Below are 18,252 nucleotides of genomic sequence, written 5' to 3' on the forward strand. Positions count from 1 at the left end.
GATCGCGCGATCTCGACGGGACGGGGGCCGGGACGTGCCGAGTTCGCGCGATCTCGACGGAGGGGAGCCGGTCAGCCCCGGCGGGCGGCGTTGGCCTGGACGGCGGTGCTCACCCACTGCGCCAGGCCCGGCGTCACCGCCTCGTAGGTGGCGGTGAACCGCTCGTCCTCGACGTACATCCGGCCCAGCGCCGCGTGCATCTCCGGCGGGCAGTCGTAGAACCAGCGGCAGATCTGCTGCCGGGCCTCCTCGGCCAGGTCCATGGCCTGCTCCGAGTCGGGGGCGACCCCCGCCTGCACCGCGGCGGCCATGCGCCGGTTGAGGTCCTCGCCCTCGGCCTTGATGCGGACCCAGTCCTCCTTCGTGTAGGCCGCGGTGCGCCGCGAGGACTCGCGGTAGGCGTCGGTGTCGCCCCAGCGCTCCTGCACCTCGGCCTCGTAGCGCTCGGGGTCGTGCTCGCCGAACACCTCGAAGCGCTCCTGCGGGGTCAGTGAGATCCCCATCTGCCTCGCCTCCATCTCCTTCTCGACGGCCGCGACCATCGCCCGCGTCCGCTCCAGCCGGTCCCGCAGCAGCCGGTGCTGCCGGCGCAGGTGCGCGGCGGGGTCGGCGGACGGGTCGTCGAGCAGGGTCGCGACCTGATCGAGGGGGAACCCGAGCTCGCGGTAGAGCAGCACCTGGTGCAGCCGGTCCAGGTCCGCCGCCGAGTAGCGGCGGTAGCCGGCGGCGGTGCGTCCCGACGGCGACAGCAGGCCGATGCGGTCGTAGTGGTGCAGCGTGCGCACCGTGACCCCGGCCAGCGCGGCCACCTCCCCGACGTTCACGCGGGTTCCTCCTCCCTGACGGCGACGAGTCCACAGCCTGACGCTGCGTCAGGGTCAAGCGCGATCTCCGGACGGCGGCGCACCGGTGTCTGGGCGAGGATGCCGGGGTGGCCGCTGAGGACGTCTCGCCCGAGGACCCCTTCCCCCGGCAGCGCGTGCCGGTGCTCGGCACCGAGATGGCCTACGTCGACGTGGGCGAGGGCGACCCGATCGTGTTCCTGCACGGCAACCCGACGTCGTCCTACCTGTGGCGCAACGTCATCCCGCACGTGCAGCACCTGGGCCGCTGCATCGCGCCGGACCTGGTCGGCATGGGCGAGTCGGACAAGCTCCCCGCGCCGCAGCGGGGCACCTACTCCTTCGCCACCCACGCCGAGCACCTCGCCGCGTTCCTCGAGGCGGTCGGCGTCGAGCGGCGGGTCACCCTGGTGTTGCACGACTGGGGCTCGGCGCTGGGCTTCGACTGGGCCCGACGCCACCCCGAGGCGGTGCGCGGGCTGGCCTTCACCGAGGCGATCGTCACGCCGATGACCTGGGCCGACTGGCCGGCCGACGCCCGGAGGATCTTCCGCACCATGCGCGGCGACGACGGCGAGACGGTGGTGCTGGAGAAGAACGTCTTCGTCGAGCGCATCCTCCCGGCGTCCACCCTGCACGGGCTCTCGCCGGAGGCGCACGAGCGCTACCGGCAGCCCTTCCGCACCCCCGAGGACCGCTGGCCGACGCTCGAGTGGCCGCGGCAGATCCCGCTGGAGAACGTGCCGCCGCGGGTCCGCGACGTCGTCGCGCAGTACGGGGTCTGGCTGCGCGGCAGCGCCGTCCCCAAGCTGTTCCTCGACGCCCAACCCGGGTCGATCCTGGTCGGCCGCCAGCGGGCGCTGGTCCGCAAGTGGCCGTCGGTCACCGAGGTCACCGTGCCCGGCGCGCACTTCGTGCCCGAGGACTCGCCGCACGCCGTCGGCCGCGCGCTGGCCGACTGGATCCCGACGCTCCCGTAGCGCTGTCGGTTCCGTTCAAGACGGCGCCGTCCCGGCGGGCCAGGGTGGGCGCATGGCGATCACCGACGGCCGTCCCGACGGCTACACCTCCCTGACCCCGTTCCTGGTCTGCTCGCCCGCGGCCGAGGCGATCCGCTTCTACGAGGAGGTCTTCGGCGCCACCACGGTCAGCCGGATGGACGCCCGCGACGGCACGGTCGCCCACGCCGAACTGCAGTTCCCCTCCGGCCGGCTGCAGCTGTCCGACCCGAACCCGCAGTACGGCCTGGTGGCGCCCACCGGACAGGCCGAGGACCGGGTCAGCGGCTCGACCTGCCTCTACGTCCCCGACGTCGACGCCGTCTTCGCGGCCGCCGTCGCGCGGGGCGCGACCGTGCGCGAGCAGCCCGCCACCTTCGTCACCGGCGACCGGTTCGCCTCGGTCTACGACCCGTTCGGCCACCGCTGGGCGGTCATGACCCGGGTCGAGGACGTCAGCCCGGAGGAGGGGGAGCGCCGCCTGTCCGAGTGGGCGTCCTCCGGCGGGCTGGAGGCGTAGGCCCGCCCTGCCGGCATCCTCGCCGTCAGCTGGGGCAGTAGTACTCGCGCAGGTCCACGTCGAGCGACGGGTGCGGACCGCGGGTCCGGGAGACGGTCCCGTCGGGGTCGAACTCCACCCACCCGGCGTCGAGCAACCGCACACCGCCGTCCGGATCGAAGAGCTGGATCGGCTTGCCGACGACCCGGCGGGTGCCGTCGGCCGCGATGAACGTGGTCCCGGCTCCCTTCTCGACCGGCACCCGGGGGTCCTCGGGGACGAAGGTGCGGACGACGTGGACGGTCTCGGAGCCGTCCGGGTACACCGTGGAGGACCAGCGCTGGGTCAGCGTGGTCCGCGTGACGATGCCGCAGAGGTCGAGGATGAACTCGTCGTCGAAGGTGTCCACGGAGCTGCCGCGCTCGATCACGGGCGGAGCGGCGGAGGCGGCGGTGGCCGGCACCGTGGTGAGACCGAGGGCGGTCGCGATCACGAGGCTGCAGGACCCGGTGCGGTTCATCGTTCCTCCCGGACGGCGGTGGGGACGCGCCGGACGCTAGGGAGGCCGGGCGCCGCGCAGTAGGGAGCAAGCCCGGTCCGGACGCGAGGGTTTTCCCTGGCCGCAGGGGGAAGTCGGCGTGCGATGCTGCCGTCGTGCTCGTCAGTGGGCCGTGGCCGCGCCGGCTGGCAGCCGCCGGCGCGGCCTCGTTCACCGCCGTCACCGCGGCGGTCGGGGCGTCGCAGGGGGCGCCCGTCCGGTTCCTGGTGCTCGACACGGGCCTGGGTCTGCTGTTCGTCGCGGCCGGGCTGGTCGCCTGGGAACGACGGCCCGAGGTGCGGACCGGTCCGCTGCTGGTCGCCTCCGCCGTCCTGTGGTCCGTGGGGTCCTACGCCCCGGCGGGCCTGGTGCCGTGGGCGGTGCTCGGGTTCGCCTTCGAGCGCTACTACGACCTGCTGCTCGCGTTCCTGACCCTCACCTTCCCGGACGCCCGCCTGCGGCGGTGGGACCGGGTCGTCCTCGCCGCCCTGGCCGCTGGGTACCTGGTCCGGACCGCGTCCAGGCTCCTCGTGGGCTGTCCCTGCACCGGGTCCGAGAACCCGTTCGCGGTGGTCGAGCACCAGGTGCTCTTCGAGCAGGCACAGCTGTGGACGAGCGCGCTCGTCGTGCTCGCCTCGCTCGGGGTCGTCGTGCGGGCTCTGCGGCGCCTCCGCTCCAGCGCCCCGGCGGCACGGCGGATCCTGCGGCCGGTCGTCCTCGCGGGCACGGTGGCCGCGCTCGTGGCCGCCTACGACGCCGCGGAGATCGTGGCCCTGGTGCTCGGCCGGTACCCACTGCTGCCGTTCGAGGAGCCCTGGCGGGAGATCGCCGCGTGGACGATCCTCGGCGCCGTCGCCCTCGTGCCGCTGGGCTTCCTGGCCGGCGCCCTGCGACTGCGCCTCCGGCGCGGTGCCATCGCCCGGCTGGCCCTCCAACTGGACGGCGGAGCGGATCCGCGCCGGCTGCGCGACGCGCTCCGGGTGGCCCTGGGCGATCCCGCCCTGCGCCTGTACCTGCGGGAACCGACGGGCACGTGGACGACCTCCTCGGGGCAGCCGACCGACCTCCCCCCCGAGGACCACCGGACCGCCCGCACGGTGCTGGCCGGCCGGCACGGGCCCGTCGCCGCCGTCGTCCACGACCCCGCCCTGCGCGAGGACCCCGGGCTGGTGGCCGCCGCGACCGCCGTCCTCCGCCTGGCCGTCGAGAACGAGCGCCTGACCGAGCTCGACCGTGCCCGGCTGGAGCAGGTCCGGGCGTCGCGCGCCCGCCTCCTCGAAGCGGGGGACCGGGAGCGCCGCCGCATCGAGCGGGACCTGCACGACGGGGCGCAGCAGCGGCTCGTCGGCGTGGCGCTGTGCCTCCAGCAGGCCAGGGACGCCGCCCGGGCGGCCGGTGCCGGCCCCGAGGTCGTGGGCCGCCTCGACGAGGCCGCCGAGGAGCTGCGGGCCGCGGTGGTCGAGCTCAGGGAGCTGGCGCGCGGCATCCACCCGACCGTCCTGACGGAGGAGGGACTCCGGCCCGCGGTGGCCGGGCTGGCCCGGCGCGCGGCGGTGCCCGTCGACCTCGACGTCCGGTGCGGCCGGCTCGACGCGGGGGTGGAGGCCGCCGCCTACCACGTCGTCGCCGAGGCCCTGACGAACGTGACGAGGCACGCCCGCGCCAGCGGGGCCGCCGTCTCCATCTCCCGGGACGCCGGGCACCTCGTCATCGAGGTCACCGACGACGGAGCCGGCGGGGCCGACCCCGCGCGCGGATCGGGGCTGGAGGGCCTCACCGACCGGTTGGACGCGCTCTCCGGCAGCGTCCGGGTGGTGAGTCCCCGGGGCGGCGGGACGCGGCTGCGGGCGGAGATCCCGTGCGGGTGATCGTGGCCGACGACTCGGCGGTGATCCGGGCCGGTGTCGTGCGCATCCTGGCCGGCGCCGGGATGGACGTCGTCGCCGAGGCCAGGACGGCCGGTGAGCTGCTCCGTGCCGTGGCCGACCTCCGGCCGGAGCTGGCCGTCGTCGACATCCGGATGCCTCCCGGGGGCGCCGCCGGACTGCACGCGGCGGTGCAGGTCAGGGACCGGTACGACGGCGACGTCCGCGTCCTGGTGCTGTCGCAGTACCTGGAGCCGGACTACGCCCTGCGCCTGCTCGGGAACGGGGTCGGCGGTGTCGGCTACCTGCTGAAGGACCGCGTCGCCGAGGGCGGCCAGTTGGTCGAGGCCGCCCAGCGCGTCGGCGCCGGCGGGACGGCCGTCGACCCGGCCGTCGTGGAGGAGCTGGTCCGGACCCGGCGGCGGCAGGACCGTCTCGTCCGCCTGACCGGCCGGGAGCGGAGCGTCCTGCGCCTCGTGGCGGAGGGACGGTCCAATCGCGCCATCGCCGAGCGCCTGGAGGTCGCGGTCAAGACGGTCGAGGGGGTGATCGCCGCCGTCTTCGCCAAGCTGGAGCTCGAGCCGGGACCGGACGACAACCGCCGGGTCCTCGCGGTCCTCGTCCACCTCGACCACAGCCTGCCGGCCCGGTGAGGGAGCGGGCCCTAGTCGAGGGCGCGGCGGCGGAAGCCGACGAGGCTCAGCACGCCGAACACCGCGAGGAACCCGGCCAGGGCGAGCGCGCACACCGGCAGCGGCAGGTGCGGCACGTCCGGGGTCATCTCCGCGCGCAGCGCCTCGCTGAGGTAGGTGAGCGGGTTGACCGCGCACACCACCTGGAACCAGCGCAGCTGGTCCAGCGCCGGCCACGGGAACTGGGTGGAGCCGGTGAACAGCAGCGGGGTCAGCACGACGGCGAACACGACGTTGATCCGGTTGGGCCGCACGAAGGTGCCCAGCACCATGCCCATCGCGGCGCCGACCAGCGAGCCCAGCACGAGGAAGGCCGCCAGCAGCGGCACGTCGCCCCACGTCACCGGCAGCGAGCCGAGCACCCACCAGCCGATGGGGAACATGACCACCGCCACCACGAGCGCCCGCGCCGTCGCGAAGACGATCTTCTCGACGGCGACCAGCGCGGTGGGCAGCGGCGCGAGCAGCCGGTCCTCGATCTCCTTGGTGAACGAGAAGTCGATGACCAGCGGGAAGGCGGTGTTCTGCAGCGCGGTGAGGAAGGCCGCGAGCGCGATGACCCCGGGCAGCAGCACCCCGGAGTAGGCGGTGGAGGCGAAGCCGAGCTCGACGAGCACCTTGCCGAAGACGAACAGCAGGAACACCGGCTGCAGCACCACCTGCAGCAGGAACGGCACGAACTCGCGGCCGGTGACGAACAGGTCGCGCCACAGCAGCGCGGTGAAGGCCCGCCCCACGTCCGGCCGGGTCGACCGCAGCGGCGCGAGCACCGTCGCGGCCCGGCCCGTGGCCTCGGTGGTCATCGCAGCTCCCGTCCGGTCAGGCTGAGGAACACGTCCTCCAGGCTCGGCTCGCCGATCCGCACCCCGGTCAGCCGGGCGCCCCGCGCGGTCAGCGCGTCGGACACCGGGCCGACCGTCGAGGCGGCGTCGGCGGAGAGGTAGAGCCGGGCGCGCAGGCCCGCGGCGTCGGCCACCGGCTCCACCCGTTCCGTCTGCGGCAGTGCGCCGAGTGCGGCCAGCACCGCCTCGTCGCTGTCCGCGGGCGCCCGCTCGACGTCGACCTCGAGGGTGGCGCTGCCCGGCAGCGACCGGGTGAGCGCGGCCGGGGTGTCCAGCGCGAGCAGCCGGCCGCGGTCCATGATCCCGACCCGGTCGGCCAGCGCCGCGGCCTCCTCCATGTCGTGCGTGGTGATCACGACCGTGACGCCGGTGTCGCGCATCTCCCGCACCCGCTCCCACACGAACAGCCGGGCCTGCGGGTCCAGGCCGGTGCTCGGCTCGTCGAGGAAGACGACCTGCGGGGCGTGCATCAGGGCCCGTGCGATGAGCAGCCGCTGCGCCATGCCGCCGGAGTAGTCGTCCACCCGGTCGCCGCCGCGGTCGCCGAGGCCCAGCCGCTCGAGCAGCTCGTCGGCCCGGCGGTTCCGCTCGGCGCGTCCGACACCGTGGTAGGCCGCGTGGAAGACCAGGTTCTGCCGGGCGGTCAGCGACCGGTCGAGGTTGGAGCGCTGCGGCACCACCGACAGCCGGCTGCGCGCGGTGACCGGGTCGGCGGCGACGTCGACCCCGGCCACCCGCGCGGTCCCGCCGGTGGGCAGCACGCGGGTGGTCAGGACGCCGATCGTCGTGGTCTTGCCCGCGCCGTTGGGGCCCAGCAGCCCGAAGACCTCACCGCGGTCGACGGTGAACGACACCCCGTCGACGGCGTTCGCCGGCCGGCCCGGGTAGCGCTTGACCAGCTCGGCGACCTCGACCGCGGCGTCCATCGACGGCGATGGTGCCACCTCCCGCCGACGGCGCCGCCGCCGTCACGCCGGGGACGCGGCCGCCGCGGCGCGGGCGCCGTCGACGGTGGGGGCGGTGCCGTCGCCGGGCAGCGTGTGGTTGCCGAACGTGCGGAGCCGGGGCGCCCAGCGGCGCATCGCCGACCGGTGCGGGTCGGTGCGGGCGAAGGCGCGGACGGCGGCCTCGTCGTCCCACCAGGACACGGTGGTGAAGGTCCGGGCCAGCGGCTGCGCGCGCAGCAGCAGCGAGCGCGCGCCCGGGGAGGCGGCCACCTGGCGGCGGATCGCCAGCGCCGAGGCGAAGAACGCCGGGACGTCGGTGAACCGGCGCAGCCGCAGCTCGGTGAGGAGGACGACGCCGGGGCCCTCGACCGCGCGGCCGGCGGTCCAGGGCAGGTCGGGGATGGCGGGCACGGGGTCCTCCTCGGCGACTTAACAGGTGTAAAGCCACCGTAGACCGGGACCTTAACGTGTGTAAAGTGCGATTCCGTGCCCCGCGACCTCCGCAGCGACCTGCTGACCGCCGCGGCGACCATGGTGGAGCGCACCGGCTCGGCCGACGCGGTGACGCTGCGCGGGGTCGCCCGGGAGGCGGGGGTCAGCGCGCCGGCCGTCTACGGGCACTTCGCCGACCTCGACGCCCTCCTCGACGCCGTCGTCGAGCGGGGGTTCACCGAGCTGGTGGCCGGGATCGCCGCGGCCACCGACGGCGTCGCCGACCCCGTCGACCGGCTGCTGGCCGGCTGCCGGGCCTACGTGCGCAGCGGGCTGGCCGCTCCGGGCCGCTACCGGGCCATGTTCGGCAGCCGGCAGGTGCCCGCGGGGGACCGCGCCTTCGCCGTCCTCGTCCGTGCCGTCACCGCCTGCGTGGAGGCCGGCCGCTCGGCCAGCACCGACCCGCGCGCCGACGCCGCCCTGGTGTGGACGGCGCTGCACGGGCTGGTGACGCTGTGGGCGGGGAGCCGGGCCCGGCCGTGGGCGGACCCCGAGGAGCAGGTCGGCGCGCTGGTGACGCGGCTGGCGCTGGTCCCGCCCGGGGTCAGCGGCGCGAGCGCTTGACCGCGTACATCGCCGCGTCGGCCCGGCGCAGCAGCGTGTCGGGGGTGTCGCCGCGCCGGGAGAGGGTCACCCCGGTGCTCGAGCGCAGCGGCGGGCCGCCGTCGGCGGGCTCGCCCAGGGCCTGGCCGATCCGGCCGGCGAGCGCGTGCGCCGCCGCGGTGGTGGCGGTGCCGGGGCACAGGACGACGAACTCGTCGCCGCCGATGCGGGCCACGGTGTCCCCCGGGCGCACGACGGCGGTCAGCGTGCGCGCCGTGCGCAGCAGCGCGGCGTCGCCCGCGGCGTGCCCGAGCGTGTCGTTGATGGTCTTGAAGCCGTCGAGGTCGCAGTAGAGCAGCGCGACCGGCAGCCCCTCGCGCGCCTGCACCCGCAGCGCCTGGGCGATGCGGTCGAGCAGCAGCGCCCGGTTGGGCAGGCCGGTCAGCGCGTCGTGCAGGGCCGCCTCGCGCAGCCGGGCCTCGAGCTCGCCCTGCGCGGTGACGTCCATCATCGCGACGACGGCGCCGGTCATCCGCCCGGCGGCGTCGACCACCCGGTCGCCGGAGGCACGCAGCTGCCGCGTCGGCCGGTCGGCCTTGGTGATCGCCACCGCGGCGTCGCGGACCCGGCCCTCGGCGAGCACGCGCCGCACGGGCAGCTCGTCCTGCGCCAGGGGCCGGCCGTCCGCGGCGGTCAGCCCGAAGGCCGCGGCGACGGCGGGACTCGAGGTGAGGGTGTCGGGCGTCCACGCCGCGTCGAGCCCGTGCCAGGCACGGGCGACGCGGTTGACCAGGGTGATCCCGCCGTCGGCGTCCGCGGCGACCACGCCCACGGGCAGCGCCTCCAGCAGCGCGCGGGTGAAGGCCTCCGAGCGGCCGGCGTGGGCGGCGGCGGTCTCCGCCTGGTCGCGCGCGGCGGCGTTGGCCACGGCCAGGTCGGCGAGCGCGCGGGCCTGCCGGCGGCGCTGGAAGAGCGCCACCACGACCGAGGCCAGGTCGGCCAGCCGCTCGCCGACGTCCGGGGCGAAGGCGTGCGGGGCCTCGTCGAAGACGCACAGCGTGCCCACCGTCCTCCCGTCGACGACGAGGGGGGCGCTGGCGTAGGCGCGCACCCGCGCGCGGCGGCCGTCGACCCACGGGTTGTCGGCGAACGCGGGCACGGTGGCGAGGTCGTCGTACACCGCCGGCCGCGAGGTGCCGGCGGTCGTGGTCGCGCACAGCGACTCCTCGCGCGGCGTGCTCGCCCCGGTGAAGCCGTGGGGCGCGAGCGGGTGCTGCCAGCGGGTGTCGAGCAGGTTGACCGTCGCGCAGGGCACCCCGGTGACGGCCGCGGCGACCCGGACGACGGCGGCCAGCTCGGCGTCCTCGGTGGCGTCCAGGACGCCGAGGTCGTGCAGGAGCCGGGCCTGCCGGGCACGCAGCTCGGCGACTTCCTCGGGCGGGGTGCAGACGCGCATGGCACCGGGGATCGGCCCCGCCCGGGGCCGGCTGCAGCGACCGGGCGGGGGCGTCCCCCGATCAGGTGAGCGCGCGCACGGCCTCCACGGCGGCGAAGACGGCGAAGACCACGAACAGCACCGCGGCGGCCCGGCGGATGAGGGCCACGGGTAGCCGGTCGGCCAGCGTCCTGCCCAGGAAGACCGCCAGGGCCGAGACGGTGAGCAGCGCGGCCCACGCCCCGAGGAACACCGACACCGGGGCGTCGAAGCGGGCCGCCAGCCCGGCGGTCGCCAGCTGGGAGAGGTCACCCCACTCGGCGGCGAAGAGCACGCCGAAGGAGATCGCGGCCGCCCGCAGGAACGACGTCCGCTCCCGGGCCTCCGCGGCCTCCCCGCCGTCCTCGGGCCCCTCCGAGGCGCTGCGCCACAGCAGCACCGCGCCGACGAGGAACAGCACCGCGACGACCCCGGCCACCAGCGCCTCGGGCAGCAGCGAGAGCAGGCTCCCGGCGGTGACGGCGATGGCCACCTGCAGGCCGAACGCGGTGCCGACGCCGACGAACACCGGCAGCGGTGGGAACCGGGTGGCCAGCACCAGGCTCGCGAACAGCGTCTTGTCCGGCAGCTCCACCGGCAGGACGAGGAGGAACGCCGTCGCGACGACGGACAGCACGATCACGGGTGGGACTCACTTCCGCTCGGCACGGCCGGGCGGGGGCGCAGGCCTCCGACCGGCAGTGCGACGACTGCTCGGTCGAAGGTCTCGCCCACCCGCGCGGGGCGCGGGCCCGCTGACCGGGCGCCACCGCGGTGGCGCCAGCGTGTCGACCAGCGGACGGGGGGCTACTCCCCTTCTCGGCCGCCCACCCTAGCCGAGGGCCCGCGGTAAACCCGGTGCGCGCGGGTGTGGCTCCGGTTACGGTCCGCCCGTGCCCTTCCGTTGACGCCCGTCCCGCTCCCCGCTGCCGGCCGCCGCCCGGCCACTGGCCCGCCTGGCCGTGGCCTGGACCGCGCTGTCCGGTCTCGCCCCGGTCTACCCGCTGTACGCGCTGCTGTTCCTCGACACGGGGCTGTCGCAGGCGCAGGTGTCGGCGCTGTTCGCGCTGTGGTCGGTGACCGCCCTGCTGGCCGAGGTCCCCACCGGTGTGCTCGCCGACCGCTGGTCCCGCCGCGGCGCGCTCGTCCTCGCCGGCGTGCTGGAGGCGGCCGGTTTCGTGCTGTGGACGGTCGCGCCCGGCCTGCCGGGCTTCGCCGCCGGCTTCGTCGTCTGGGGCGTCGGCGGTGCGCTGGCCTCCGGCGCGGCCGAGGCGCTGGTCTACGACGGCCTGGCCGCCGTCGGCGCGGAGGACGCCTACGTCCGCGTGCACGGCGCGACGACGGCGGCCGAGCTGCTGGTGCAGGTGCCGACCGCGCTGCTGGCCGGGGTGCTGGTGCAGGCCGGCGGCTACGCCCTGGTCGGCTGGGTCAGCGTGGTCGTCTGCCTGGCCGCCGCGGTCCTGGCCACCCGGTTCCCCGAGCCGCCGCGCACGGCCGACGACGACGAGCCGGAGGTCCCGCTGCGCAGGGCGGTCGGCACCGCGCTGCGCCGCCCGCGCGTGCGGGTGGTGGTCGTCGCCGTCGCCCTGCTCGGCGGGCTGGACGCGATCGAGGAGTACTTCCCGGTCATGGCCCGAGACCAGGGCGTGACGACGGAGCTGGTGCCGGCCGCCGTCCTCGTCGTCGCGCTGGCCGGGGCGGCGGGTGCGGCGCTGGCCGGCCGGGCGGCGCGGCTGCCCTCGCGGGCGCTGCCGCTCCTGCTGCTGCTGTCGGCGGCGCTCCTCGCGGCCGGTGCGGCGGTGGACCACCCGGCCGCCGTCGCCGCGGTCGCGGTGTCCTACGGGCTGTACCTGGCGGTGCTCGTCGTGGGGGAGACGCGGCTGCAGGAGCAGGTGCCCGCCGCGGTGCGGGCGACGGTCACCTCGGTCGCGGGTTTGGGCATCGAGGCCGCCGCGCTGCTGGTGTTCGCCGCGTGGGCGCTGGGCGGGGCGGTGGCGGTGGCGGTGCTGTTCGCCGCCGTCGTCCCGGTGACCGCCCGCGGTCTCGCTCCCCGGGTGGCGGCCAGCCGTCAGCGCTAGACAGGCCCGGGTGGGCTACGCGGGCACCGCCGGGACGGGCGGCCGCACCGACAGCCGGGGCAGCAGGGCGTGCACCAGCGGTCCGATGGCCAGCGCGTAGAGCACGGTGGCGACGCCGAGGGTGCCGCCGAGCAGCCAGCCCGCGGCCACGACCGCCACCTCGATCGACGTGCGCACCAGACGCACCGAGCGCCCGGTGCGGCGGACCAGGCCGGTCATCAGCCCGTCCCGCGGACCCGGGCCGAGGTGCACGCCGATGTAGGCGGCGGTCGCGACGGCGTTGAGCAGGATGCCGGCCGGCACGAGCGCGACCCGGAGGGGCAGGGACCCCGGCTCCGGGAGGACGGCGAGCGCGGCGTCCAGGGCCAGGCCGATGACGACGACGTTGCTGACCGTGCCCAGCCCCGGCCGCTCGCGCAGCGGCACCCAGGCCAGCAGCACCAGCGCGCCGACGACGATGGTGACCACGCCGAGGGACCAGCCGAGCTGGCGGGACAGTCCCTGGTGCAGCACGTCCCACGGCATGACCCCCAGGCCCGAGCGCACCAGCAGGGCCATCGACAGGCCGTAGAGCACCAGCCCGGCGTAGAGCTGAGCGAGGCGGCGGGGTCCGGGGAACTGGCGCACGACCCGATCCTGCGACAGGGCCGGTCCGCCGATCGCAGGCCAATCCAGGCGAGTGGTCTGCGCCCCCGGCCCCTGCCCGCGGTCCGGTCCCGGACCCCGGGAAGTGCCTTTAGCGCTACAAAGGCCCCCGGGGGGCCTTTGTAGCGCTAATGGCACCTATCTCGCGGCGCGGCGGGCGATGCGGGCGGCGAAGACGCCGGCGGCGTGGCCGTTGTCGATGTTGCTGACGACGACGCCGGGCGAGGCCGAGGTGAGGATCGTCAGCAGCGCGCCGAACCCGCCGAACGACCCCGGCTGCCCGGTCGAGGTGGGCACCGCGACGATCGGCACGTCGGTCATCGCCCCGACCGTCCCGGCCAGCGAGGCGTCGAGCCCGGCGACCACGACCAGGCAGTCGACGTCGTCGAGCAGGGTGCGGTCGGTGAGCAGCGGCCGCAGCCGGCCGGCGCCGACGTCGTCGACGCGCACCACCTCGGTGCCGGTGACCCGCGCGACGAACGCCGCCTCGGCGGCCACCGACGCGTCGGCGGTGCCGGCGCACAGCACACCCACCCGCCCGACCGGGTCGGGGACCGGCCCGACCGCGGCCGACATCGCCGCCGCGTCGACCGTGGAGCCGGGGTGCGCGGAGGCCAGCGCGACGAGGGTGTCGGCGCTGGCGCGGACGACCAGCGCGGGTCGGTCGGGGTGCGCGGCGCGGGTCTCCCGGACCAGCGCGAGGACCTGCTCGGTCGAGCGGCCCACGCCCCAGATGACGTCGGGCTCGGCCGGCGCCGGGGGCGCGGCCGGGGGTGCGGCGGGCGCGGGCCCGGGCGTCAGCGGCGGCTCGCCCGGACTGCCCAGGGACAGCGGGGGGTCGGCCAGCAGCGGCGAGAAGCCGCCGACGGGGTCCAGGGGGGGGGGGGGGGGGGGGGCGGGGGGGGCGGCGGGGGGCGGGGGGGGGGGGGGGGGGGGGGGGGGGGGGGGGGGGCCGCGGGGGGGGGCGCGCGGCCGGCGGCCCGCGCGAGCCGGGGGGGGGGGGCGGGCCCCCCCCCCGGGCCCACCCCCCCCGCCGGCGCCCCCGCCGCCCCCCCCCCCCCGGGACCGGCCGCGCCGCCGCGGGCGGCGCCTCGTCGGGCGCGGTGCCGGGAGCGCGGGTCTGGGTGAGCGCGGACAGCGCCACGACGCGGTCGCGTCCGCTGCGCTTGGCGTCGTACAGCACGCCGTCGGCAGCGGCGAACAGCGTGCGGCGGTCGTCGCCGCGGGTGGCCGAGGCGATGCCGACGCTGATGGTCACCGGCACGCGCAGGCCCAGCGCGGTCCAGTCGTGGGCGGCCACGGCGCGGCGGACCCGCTCCAGCGCGTGCTCGGCCTGCTCGGCGGTGGTGTCGGGCAGCAGCACGACGAACTCGTCGCCGGCCCACCGGCACACCTCGTCGGTGTCGCGGCAGCCGGCCAGCAGCAGGTCGGCCACCGCGCGCAGCACCGCGTCCCCGCCGGGGTGCCCGACGGCGTCGTTGATCGCCTTGAACCGGTCGACGTCGACCACCGCCAGCGCCGGCGTGGTGCCCGCGCTGAGCAGCCCGTCGAGGCGCGCCTCGGCGTAGCGGCGGTTGGGCAGGTGGGTGAGGGGGTCCTCGTAGGCCTGGCGGCGCAGCTGGCCGGCGGCCCGCTCGTTCTCCAGCAGGCTCTTGCGCCGGCCGAACAGCTCCACCCAGCGGGTGCGCCGCTCGTCGACCCGGTCGAGCTCGTCGGCGAGGTAGGCCTGCAGGTAGGGCAGCGCCCGGCCGGCGTCGTCGAGCTCGGCGTGCAGCGTGCACAGCTCGCGCAGCGCCGCCCGCCGCAGCCGCGGCAGGCCGTGCTCGGTGGCCAGCGCCAGCGCCTTGGCCAGCTGCCGGTCGGCGCCCCGGCCGTCGCCCTGCCGCCGCAGCGCGCGGCCCAGCGCCAGCATCGCCGAGGCCAGCAACGCGCGGTCGCCCCGGGCGCTGGCGGTGCGGACGGCGGCGCGCAGCGGGCCGGTGGCCGCGGCGTGCTCGCCCAGGCCGACCAGCGCCCAGCCGTGCACCACCTGCGCGGCGACGACGCCCGCGGCGTCCGGCGGCAGCTGGGCCAGCGCCTGCTCGGCCAGCTCGCGCGCCTCGGCGAAGCGCGGCTGCGCGGACGCGGGGTCGCCGTCGTCGAGGAGGGCCTCGCCCAGCTCGGCGCACAGCTCGCCCAGGCAGGTGGCCGCGCGCGGGACGAGCACGTCGGGGTCGTCGGGACCGAGGACGTCGGCCCGGGCGGCCGCGGTCGCCGTCTCCAGGGCGCGGCGCTGGTAGTCCAGCGCCAGCGGCATCAGCTCGAGGTCGGCCAGGACGCCGGCGAGCGTGCCCAGCGTGTCGACCAGCAGGGCGCTCGGCGGCAGCCCCGGGTCGAGCAGGCTCGCGGCCTCGACCGCCTCGTCCATCGCGGCGTCGATCCGGCGGGAGAGCAGCTCGATGCGGGCGTGCCGGGCCAGCCCCGCGGCGCGCTGCAGGTCGTCGTCGCTGGCGTCGAAGGCGGCCTTGGCCGAGCGCACCAGGGCGATCGCGAGGGCGGCGTGCGCGGCCGACTCCGACCGCGGGTCGCCGTCCCCGCCGCCCGGCCCGGCCGCCGCGCCCACCCCGCGGTCGAGCACGTCGGCGACGCCGGCGTGCAGGTCGAGCGACTCGGTGACCCCCGGCGCGTCGAGGGGCTCGCCGACCAGCGTGAACCCGGCGACCCGCAGCCGGCGGACCAGCAGCTCGGCGCGGAGGGTGTCGGCCCAGGCGCGGCCCAGGCCGGACGTGTCGCCGTCGGGGGTGTCCGCGGGCGCCGCGTAGGGCGAGGAGGGGTCGGCGACCGAGAGCAGCCGCTCGGCGTCGTCGAGCTGCCAGTTGGCGAGGGCGGCGGTCACCCGGTGGTGCAGGGCTCCCGGTGGCACCAGCGCACTGTGCACGTCGTCCGCGGGGGAGTCGAGCGCCGGGGCACCGGCACGCCGGGGGCCGTCCACCCGGTCGTCCGTCCCGTCACTGGCGCCCCAGGCGGGCCGCTGCGTCACGCCGACGCCCCGTCGAGGTCGTCGAGGTCGGCGCTGCCGTCGGGGTCGTCGACGAGGCCCGGCGCGCGCACCCGGTTGCGCCCGCCACGCTTGGCGGAGAACAGGTGCAGGTCGGCGGTGTCGAACAGCGCGCGCCAGCCGGCCGGCGCGGCGCGGTCGTCGGCGGGCGCCGTGGCCACCCCGATGCTCACGGTGATCGGCTCGGACAGCGGCAGGTCGCCCCAGTCGGCGTCGGCGACGGCGGCCCGCAGCCGCTCGGCCGCGGCCAGCGCCTGCGCCGGGGTCGACGACGGCAGCACCACGAGGAACTCGTCCCCGGCCCACCGGTAGACCTCGTCACCGGCCCGGCTGTGGTCGCGGAGCAGCGCCGCAACCCGCCGCAGCACCTCGTCGCCGTGCGTGTGGGAGGTGTCGTCGTTGACCTCCTTGAACCGGTCGACGTCGACGACGGCCAGCGACAACGGCTCGGCGCCCGGCCGCAGCCCCGCGAGACGGCGCTCGGCGCTGCGCCGGTTGCCCAGCCCGGTGAGCGGGTCCTCCAGGGCGTGCCGGCGCAGGACGGCGGCCTGCCGCTCGGTCTCGCGCAGCCGGCTGCGCCGCACGAACATCTCCGCCCACAGCTCCCGGCTGCGCGCGTGCGCCCGGCCGGTGTCGGCGCGGTAGGCCTCCAGCCAGTACAGCGCCTCGGCGGGGCGGCCCATCGCCGCGGTGGCCTGGCCGAGCTCGAGCAGGCACTGCCGGTAGCGGCGGCGGTCGGCGGAGGCGGCGAACGCGCCCGAGGCGTCGACGAGCAGGTCGGCGGCCTCCTCGCCGCCCCCGCCGCCGGTGTTGGCCTGGGAGAGCCGGGTCAGCAGCCGGGCCAGCGCGAGGTCGGCGAAGCCGCGCAGCCACGTGCTGCCGGTGCGGTGGACCCGCCGGTGCACCGACCGCAGCGGGCCGAGGGCGTCGTCGAGGTCGTCGTGGCAGGACAGCGCCCACGCCTGGACGACGTCGAGCAGGTCCTGGTCGCCGGGCTCGGGCTCGACGGCCAGCGCCCGGGCGTCCTGCGCCGCGGCGATCGCGGTGCCGGCCAGCTCGCGGGCTCGCCCGGCCTGCCCCCGGCGGCGCAGCGTCTGCGCCAGCTCGACGTTCTGCTGCGCGCACAGCCGCAGCAGCTGCCAGCGGTCGACGAGGTCGGGCAGCCGGGCCGCGACGGCGTGGCCCTGCTCGGCCTGGGCGACGGCGAGCTCCTCGAGGTCGAGCGCGGTGAGGGTGAGCGAGAGCCAGAGGTGGGCCTGGTGCAGCGCGCGCGGCGACTCACCGGGAGCGGGGTCGGCGGCGGTGACCTGCTCGGTCAGCAGGCTGGCGTCGACGGCCAGCAGCATCGCGGTGTCGAGGTGGTCGGCCGCGGCCTCGACGTGAGCGAGGTAGGCCAGCACCAGGGCCGTCGACGCCGAGGCCGGACACGCGCCGAGGGCCTCGCGGGCGGCGGCGGTGCCGGCCGCGACGGCGTCCCGGTCACCGTCGACCAGCCCGCGACGGGCCGCGAGCGCCCCGCGCCAGGCCGCCCAGCCGGGGTCCCCGACGGCGGCCAGCGCGGCCTCGGCGTCGTCGAGCTCGGCGCGGAACGCGTCGGCGTCCTCCCGCGAGCTGGCCGCCAGGAGGCGTCGGAGCGCAGCTTCGAGGTCACCGTCGGTGAGGGCAGCAGGGCTGGGGGGCACGCATCCCTCCTCCTCGACACCGGACGTCCGGCCACGGCTCGACCGGCGGCGAGGCGGTCCTCCCCAGACGGGACCGGGGATCCCCGTCCGACCGCACTACCCTCGTCGGGTGCTGCAGACCCCTCCGACGCGGTTCGCCTATCTCGGGCCCGAGGGTACCTTCGCCGAAGCCGCGCTCAGCAGGGCCGTCGCCCCTGGCGAGGGGGTCCGGCAGCCGGCGGCGAGCGTCCCGGCGGCACTGGCCGCGGTGTGCGCCGGCGAGGCCGACGCCGCCCTCGTGCCGCTGGAGAACTCGGTCGAGGGCTCGGTCCCCGCGACGATGGACGGCCTGGCCGAGGGCGACCCGCTGGTGGTCGTCCGCGAGGTGTTCCTGACCGTCTCCTTCGTCCTCGCCGTGCGCCCGGGCACCACCCCCGACCGGGTGCGCAGCGTGGTCAGCCACCCGCACGCGCTCGCCCAGACCGCGCGCACGGTGGCCGGCCTGCTGCCCGGCGTCCCGACCCTCCCGGCCTCCTCGACGGCGGCCGCCGCACGCGCCGTGGCCGAGGGCGAGCACGACGCCGCCGTCTGCGCGCCGATCGCGGCCGAGCGCTACGGGCTGGTGCCGCTGGCCGAGGACGTCGCCGACCACCCGGGCGCGGTCACCCGCTTCGTGCTGGTCTCCCGGCCCGGCGCGCTGCCGGCGCCGACGGGCAACGACAAGACCTCGCTGGTGGTCGTCGTCGCCGACCGCACCGGCGCCCTGCTCGACGTGCTGCGCGAGTTCGCCGTCCGCGGGATCAGCCTCACCCGCATCGAGTCGCGGCCCACCCGTGACCGGCTGTGGGTCTACTCCTTCTCCCTCGACTGCGAGGGCCACGTTGCCGAGGCCCGGGTGGGCGAGGCGCTGGCCGCGCTGCACCGGGTGTGCGAGGACGTGCGCTTCCTCGGCTCCTACCCGCGGGCCGACGGCCGCACCAACCGCCCCGTCCCCGACGAGTCGGCCGACGCGGCCTTCACCGAGGCCGGGCAGTGGCTGGCCCGCCTGCGCGCCGGCGAGGTCTGAGCGCCCGCTCGTGCACTCCCGCGGAAGTGCCCG

General features: G+C 77.1%; 17 protein-coding genes and 1 pseudogene. 7 read left to right on the plus strand and 11 right to left on the minus strand.

All coding sequences use genetic code 11. The features are described 5' to 3' along the window. Positions 1–71 precede the first annotated feature (71 nt). Positions 72–824, minus strand: a complete 753-nt coding sequence (locus tag ACI78U_RS18200) for a MerR family transcriptional regulator (RefSeq protein ID WP_456876795.1) — start codon at positions 822–824, stop codon at positions 72–74. Positions 825–931: 107 nt separating this feature from the next. Between ACI78U_RS18200 and ACI78U_RS18205 the strand changes: the two genes are divergently transcribed. Both ACI78U_RS18205 and ACI78U_RS18210 read left to right on the plus strand, forming a co-directional pair. Next, the gene (locus tag ACI78U_RS18205) at positions 932–1,822 is read left to right on the plus strand and encodes a haloalkane dehalogenase (RefSeq protein ID WP_456876796.1); all 891 of its coding nucleotides are present in this window, start codon (positions 932–934) and stop codon (positions 1,820–1,822) included. A 52-nt stretch (positions 1,823–1,874) separates the two neighbouring features. After that, positions 1,875–2,360, plus strand: a complete 486-nt coding sequence (locus ACI78U_RS18210; RefSeq protein ID WP_456876797.1) for a VOC family protein — start codon at positions 1,875–1,877, stop codon at positions 2,358–2,360. Between the two features lie 25 nt (positions 2,361–2,385). On the opposite strand, the gene ACI78U_RS18215 is transcribed toward ACI78U_RS18210, so the two are convergent. Next, positions 2,386–2,859 carry a hypothetical protein gene (locus ACI78U_RS18215; protein WP_456876798.1) on the minus strand — a complete coding sequence of 158 codons (474 nt, stop codon included), beginning with the start codon at positions 2,857–2,859 and terminating at the stop codon, positions 2,386–2,388. A 134-nt stretch (positions 2,860–2,993) separates the two neighbouring features. On the opposite strand from ACI78U_RS18215, the gene ACI78U_RS18220 reads away from it, so the two are divergent. Both ACI78U_RS18220 and ACI78U_RS18225 read left to right on the plus strand, forming a co-directional pair. Further along, positions 2,994–4,745: a sensor histidine kinase gene (locus ACI78U_RS18220; protein ID WP_456876799.1), complete on the plus strand. Its 1,752-nt coding sequence runs from the start codon at positions 2,994–2,996 to the stop codon at positions 4,743–4,745. Beyond that, positions 4,736–5,395, plus strand: coding sequence for a response regulator transcription factor (locus ACI78U_RS18225; RefSeq protein WP_456876800.1), 660 nt, complete (start codon positions 4,736–4,738; stop codon positions 5,393–5,395). The genes ACI78U_RS18220 and ACI78U_RS18225 overlap by 10 nt, the downstream gene beginning before the upstream one ends. An 11-nt stretch (positions 5,396–5,406) precedes the next feature. Here the strand turns inward: ACI78U_RS18225 and ACI78U_RS18230 are convergent, their stop codons facing one another. Genes ACI78U_RS18230 through ACI78U_RS18240 form a run of 3 tightly spaced genes read right to left on the minus strand, consistent with a single transcriptional unit; the run spans position 5,407 to position 7,634 of the window. Continuing rightward, on the minus strand, positions 5,407–6,237 hold the full coding sequence (locus ACI78U_RS18230; RefSeq protein ID WP_456876801.1) for an ABC transporter permease: 831 nt from the start codon (positions 6,235–6,237) through the stop codon (positions 5,407–5,409). After that, a complete protein-coding gene (locus ACI78U_RS18235; RefSeq protein WP_456876802.1) occupies positions 6,234–7,202 on the minus strand; it encodes an ABC transporter ATP-binding protein in 969 nt (322 codons plus the stop codon). The genes ACI78U_RS18230 and ACI78U_RS18235 overlap by 4 nt, the downstream gene beginning before the upstream one ends. Positions 7,203–7,244: 42 nt before the next feature. Further along, positions 7,245–7,634, minus strand: a complete 390-nt coding sequence (locus ACI78U_RS18240; RefSeq protein ID WP_456876803.1) for an antibiotic biosynthesis monooxygenase family protein — start codon at positions 7,632–7,634, stop codon at positions 7,245–7,247. A 75-nt stretch (positions 7,635–7,709) separates the two neighbouring features. Between ACI78U_RS18240 and ACI78U_RS18245 the strand changes: the two genes are divergently transcribed. Beyond that, positions 7,710–8,279, plus strand: a complete 570-nt coding sequence (locus ACI78U_RS18245; RefSeq protein ID WP_456876804.1) for a TetR/AcrR family transcriptional regulator — start codon at positions 7,710–7,712, stop codon at positions 8,277–8,279. Here ACI78U_RS18245 and ACI78U_RS18250 read toward each other — a convergent pair. Next, positions 8,260–9,714 carry a diguanylate cyclase domain-containing protein gene (locus ACI78U_RS18250; RefSeq protein ID WP_456876805.1) on the minus strand — a complete coding sequence of 485 codons (1,455 nt, stop codon included), beginning with the start codon at positions 9,712–9,714 and terminating at the stop codon, positions 8,260–8,262. The genes ACI78U_RS18245 and ACI78U_RS18250 overlap by 20 nt on opposite strands. Positions 9,715–9,775: 61 nt before the next feature. Then, complete coding sequence (locus ACI78U_RS18255) at positions 9,776–10,375, minus strand: TMEM165/GDT1 family protein (RefSeq protein ID WP_456876806.1); 600 nt, start codon at positions 10,373–10,375, stop codon at positions 9,776–9,778. Positions 10,376–10,694: 319 nt separating this feature from the next. On the opposite strand from ACI78U_RS18255, the gene ACI78U_RS18260 reads away from it, so the two are divergent. Then, the gene (locus tag ACI78U_RS18260) at positions 10,695–11,810 is read left to right on the plus strand and encodes an MFS transporter (RefSeq protein ID WP_456876807.1); all 1,116 of its coding nucleotides are present in this window, start codon (positions 10,695–10,697) and stop codon (positions 11,808–11,810) included. Positions 11,811–11,825: 15 nt separating this feature from the next. Here ACI78U_RS18260 and yczE read toward each other — a convergent pair whose 3' ends face one another. The 4 genes and pseudogenes from yczE to ACI78U_RS18280 all read right to left on the minus strand — a co-directional run bounded on the left by yczE (position 11,826) and on the right by ACI78U_RS18280 (position 17,174). Beyond that, entirely contained in the window at positions 11,826–12,437 is a 612-nt protein-coding gene (yczE, locus tag ACI78U_RS18265) for a membrane protein YczE (protein WP_456876808.1), read from the minus strand. A gap of 156 nt (positions 12,438–12,593) precedes the next feature. After that, on the minus strand, positions 12,594–13,031 hold the full coding sequence (locus ACI78U_RS18270) for an AIR carboxylase family protein (protein WP_456876830.1): 438 nt from the start codon (positions 13,029–13,031) through the stop codon (positions 12,594–12,596). A gap of 622 nt (positions 13,032–13,653) precedes the next feature. Next, positions 13,654–14,862: pseudogene (locus ACI78U_RS18275) on the minus strand (diguanylate cyclase domain-containing protein); the annotation flags it as partial. Positions 14,863–15,470: 608 nt separating this feature from the next. Then, positions 15,471–17,174, minus strand: coding sequence for a diguanylate cyclase (locus ACI78U_RS18280; protein ID WP_456876809.1), 1,704 nt, complete (start codon positions 17,172–17,174; stop codon positions 15,471–15,473). Between the two features lie 109 nt (positions 17,175–17,283). On the opposite strand from ACI78U_RS18280, the gene pheA reads away from it, so the two are divergent. Continuing rightward, entirely contained in the window at positions 17,284–18,219 is a 936-nt protein-coding gene (gene pheA / locus ACI78U_RS18285; protein ID WP_456876810.1) for a prephenate dehydratase, read from the plus strand. The last annotated feature ends 33 nt before the right edge of the window (positions 18,220–18,252 follow it).

The organism is Geodermatophilus sp. SYSU D00710 (genome assembly GCF_054050195.1).

What these genes read in the sequence shown, in the direction of transcription:
- ACI78U_RS18210 (WP_456876797.1), top strand. Translation starts at nt 1,875, where the DNA reads ATGGCGATCACCGACGGCCGTCCCGACGGCTACACCTCCCTGACCCCG.
- ACI78U_RS18215 (WP_456876798.1), bottom strand. Translation starts at nt 2,859, where the DNA reads ATGAACCGCACCGGGTCCTGCAGCCTCGTGATCGCGACCGCCCTCGGT.
- ACI78U_RS18230 (WP_456876801.1), bottom strand. Translation starts at nt 6,237, where the DNA reads ATGACCACCGAGGCCACGGGCCGGGCCGCGACGGTGCTCGCGCCGCTG.
- ACI78U_RS18235 (WP_456876802.1), bottom strand. Translation starts at nt 7,202, where the DNA reads ATGGACGCCGCGGTCGAGGTCGCCGAGCTGGTCAAGCGCTACCCGGGC.
- ACI78U_RS18250 (WP_456876805.1), bottom strand. Translation starts at nt 9,714, where the DNA reads ATGCGCGTCTGCACCCCGCCCGAGGAAGTCGCCGAGCTGCGTGCCCGG.
- ACI78U_RS18270 (WP_456876830.1), bottom strand. Translation starts at nt 13,031, where the DNA reads ATGTCGGCCGCGGTCGGGCCGGTCCCCGACCCGGTCGGGCGGGTGGGT.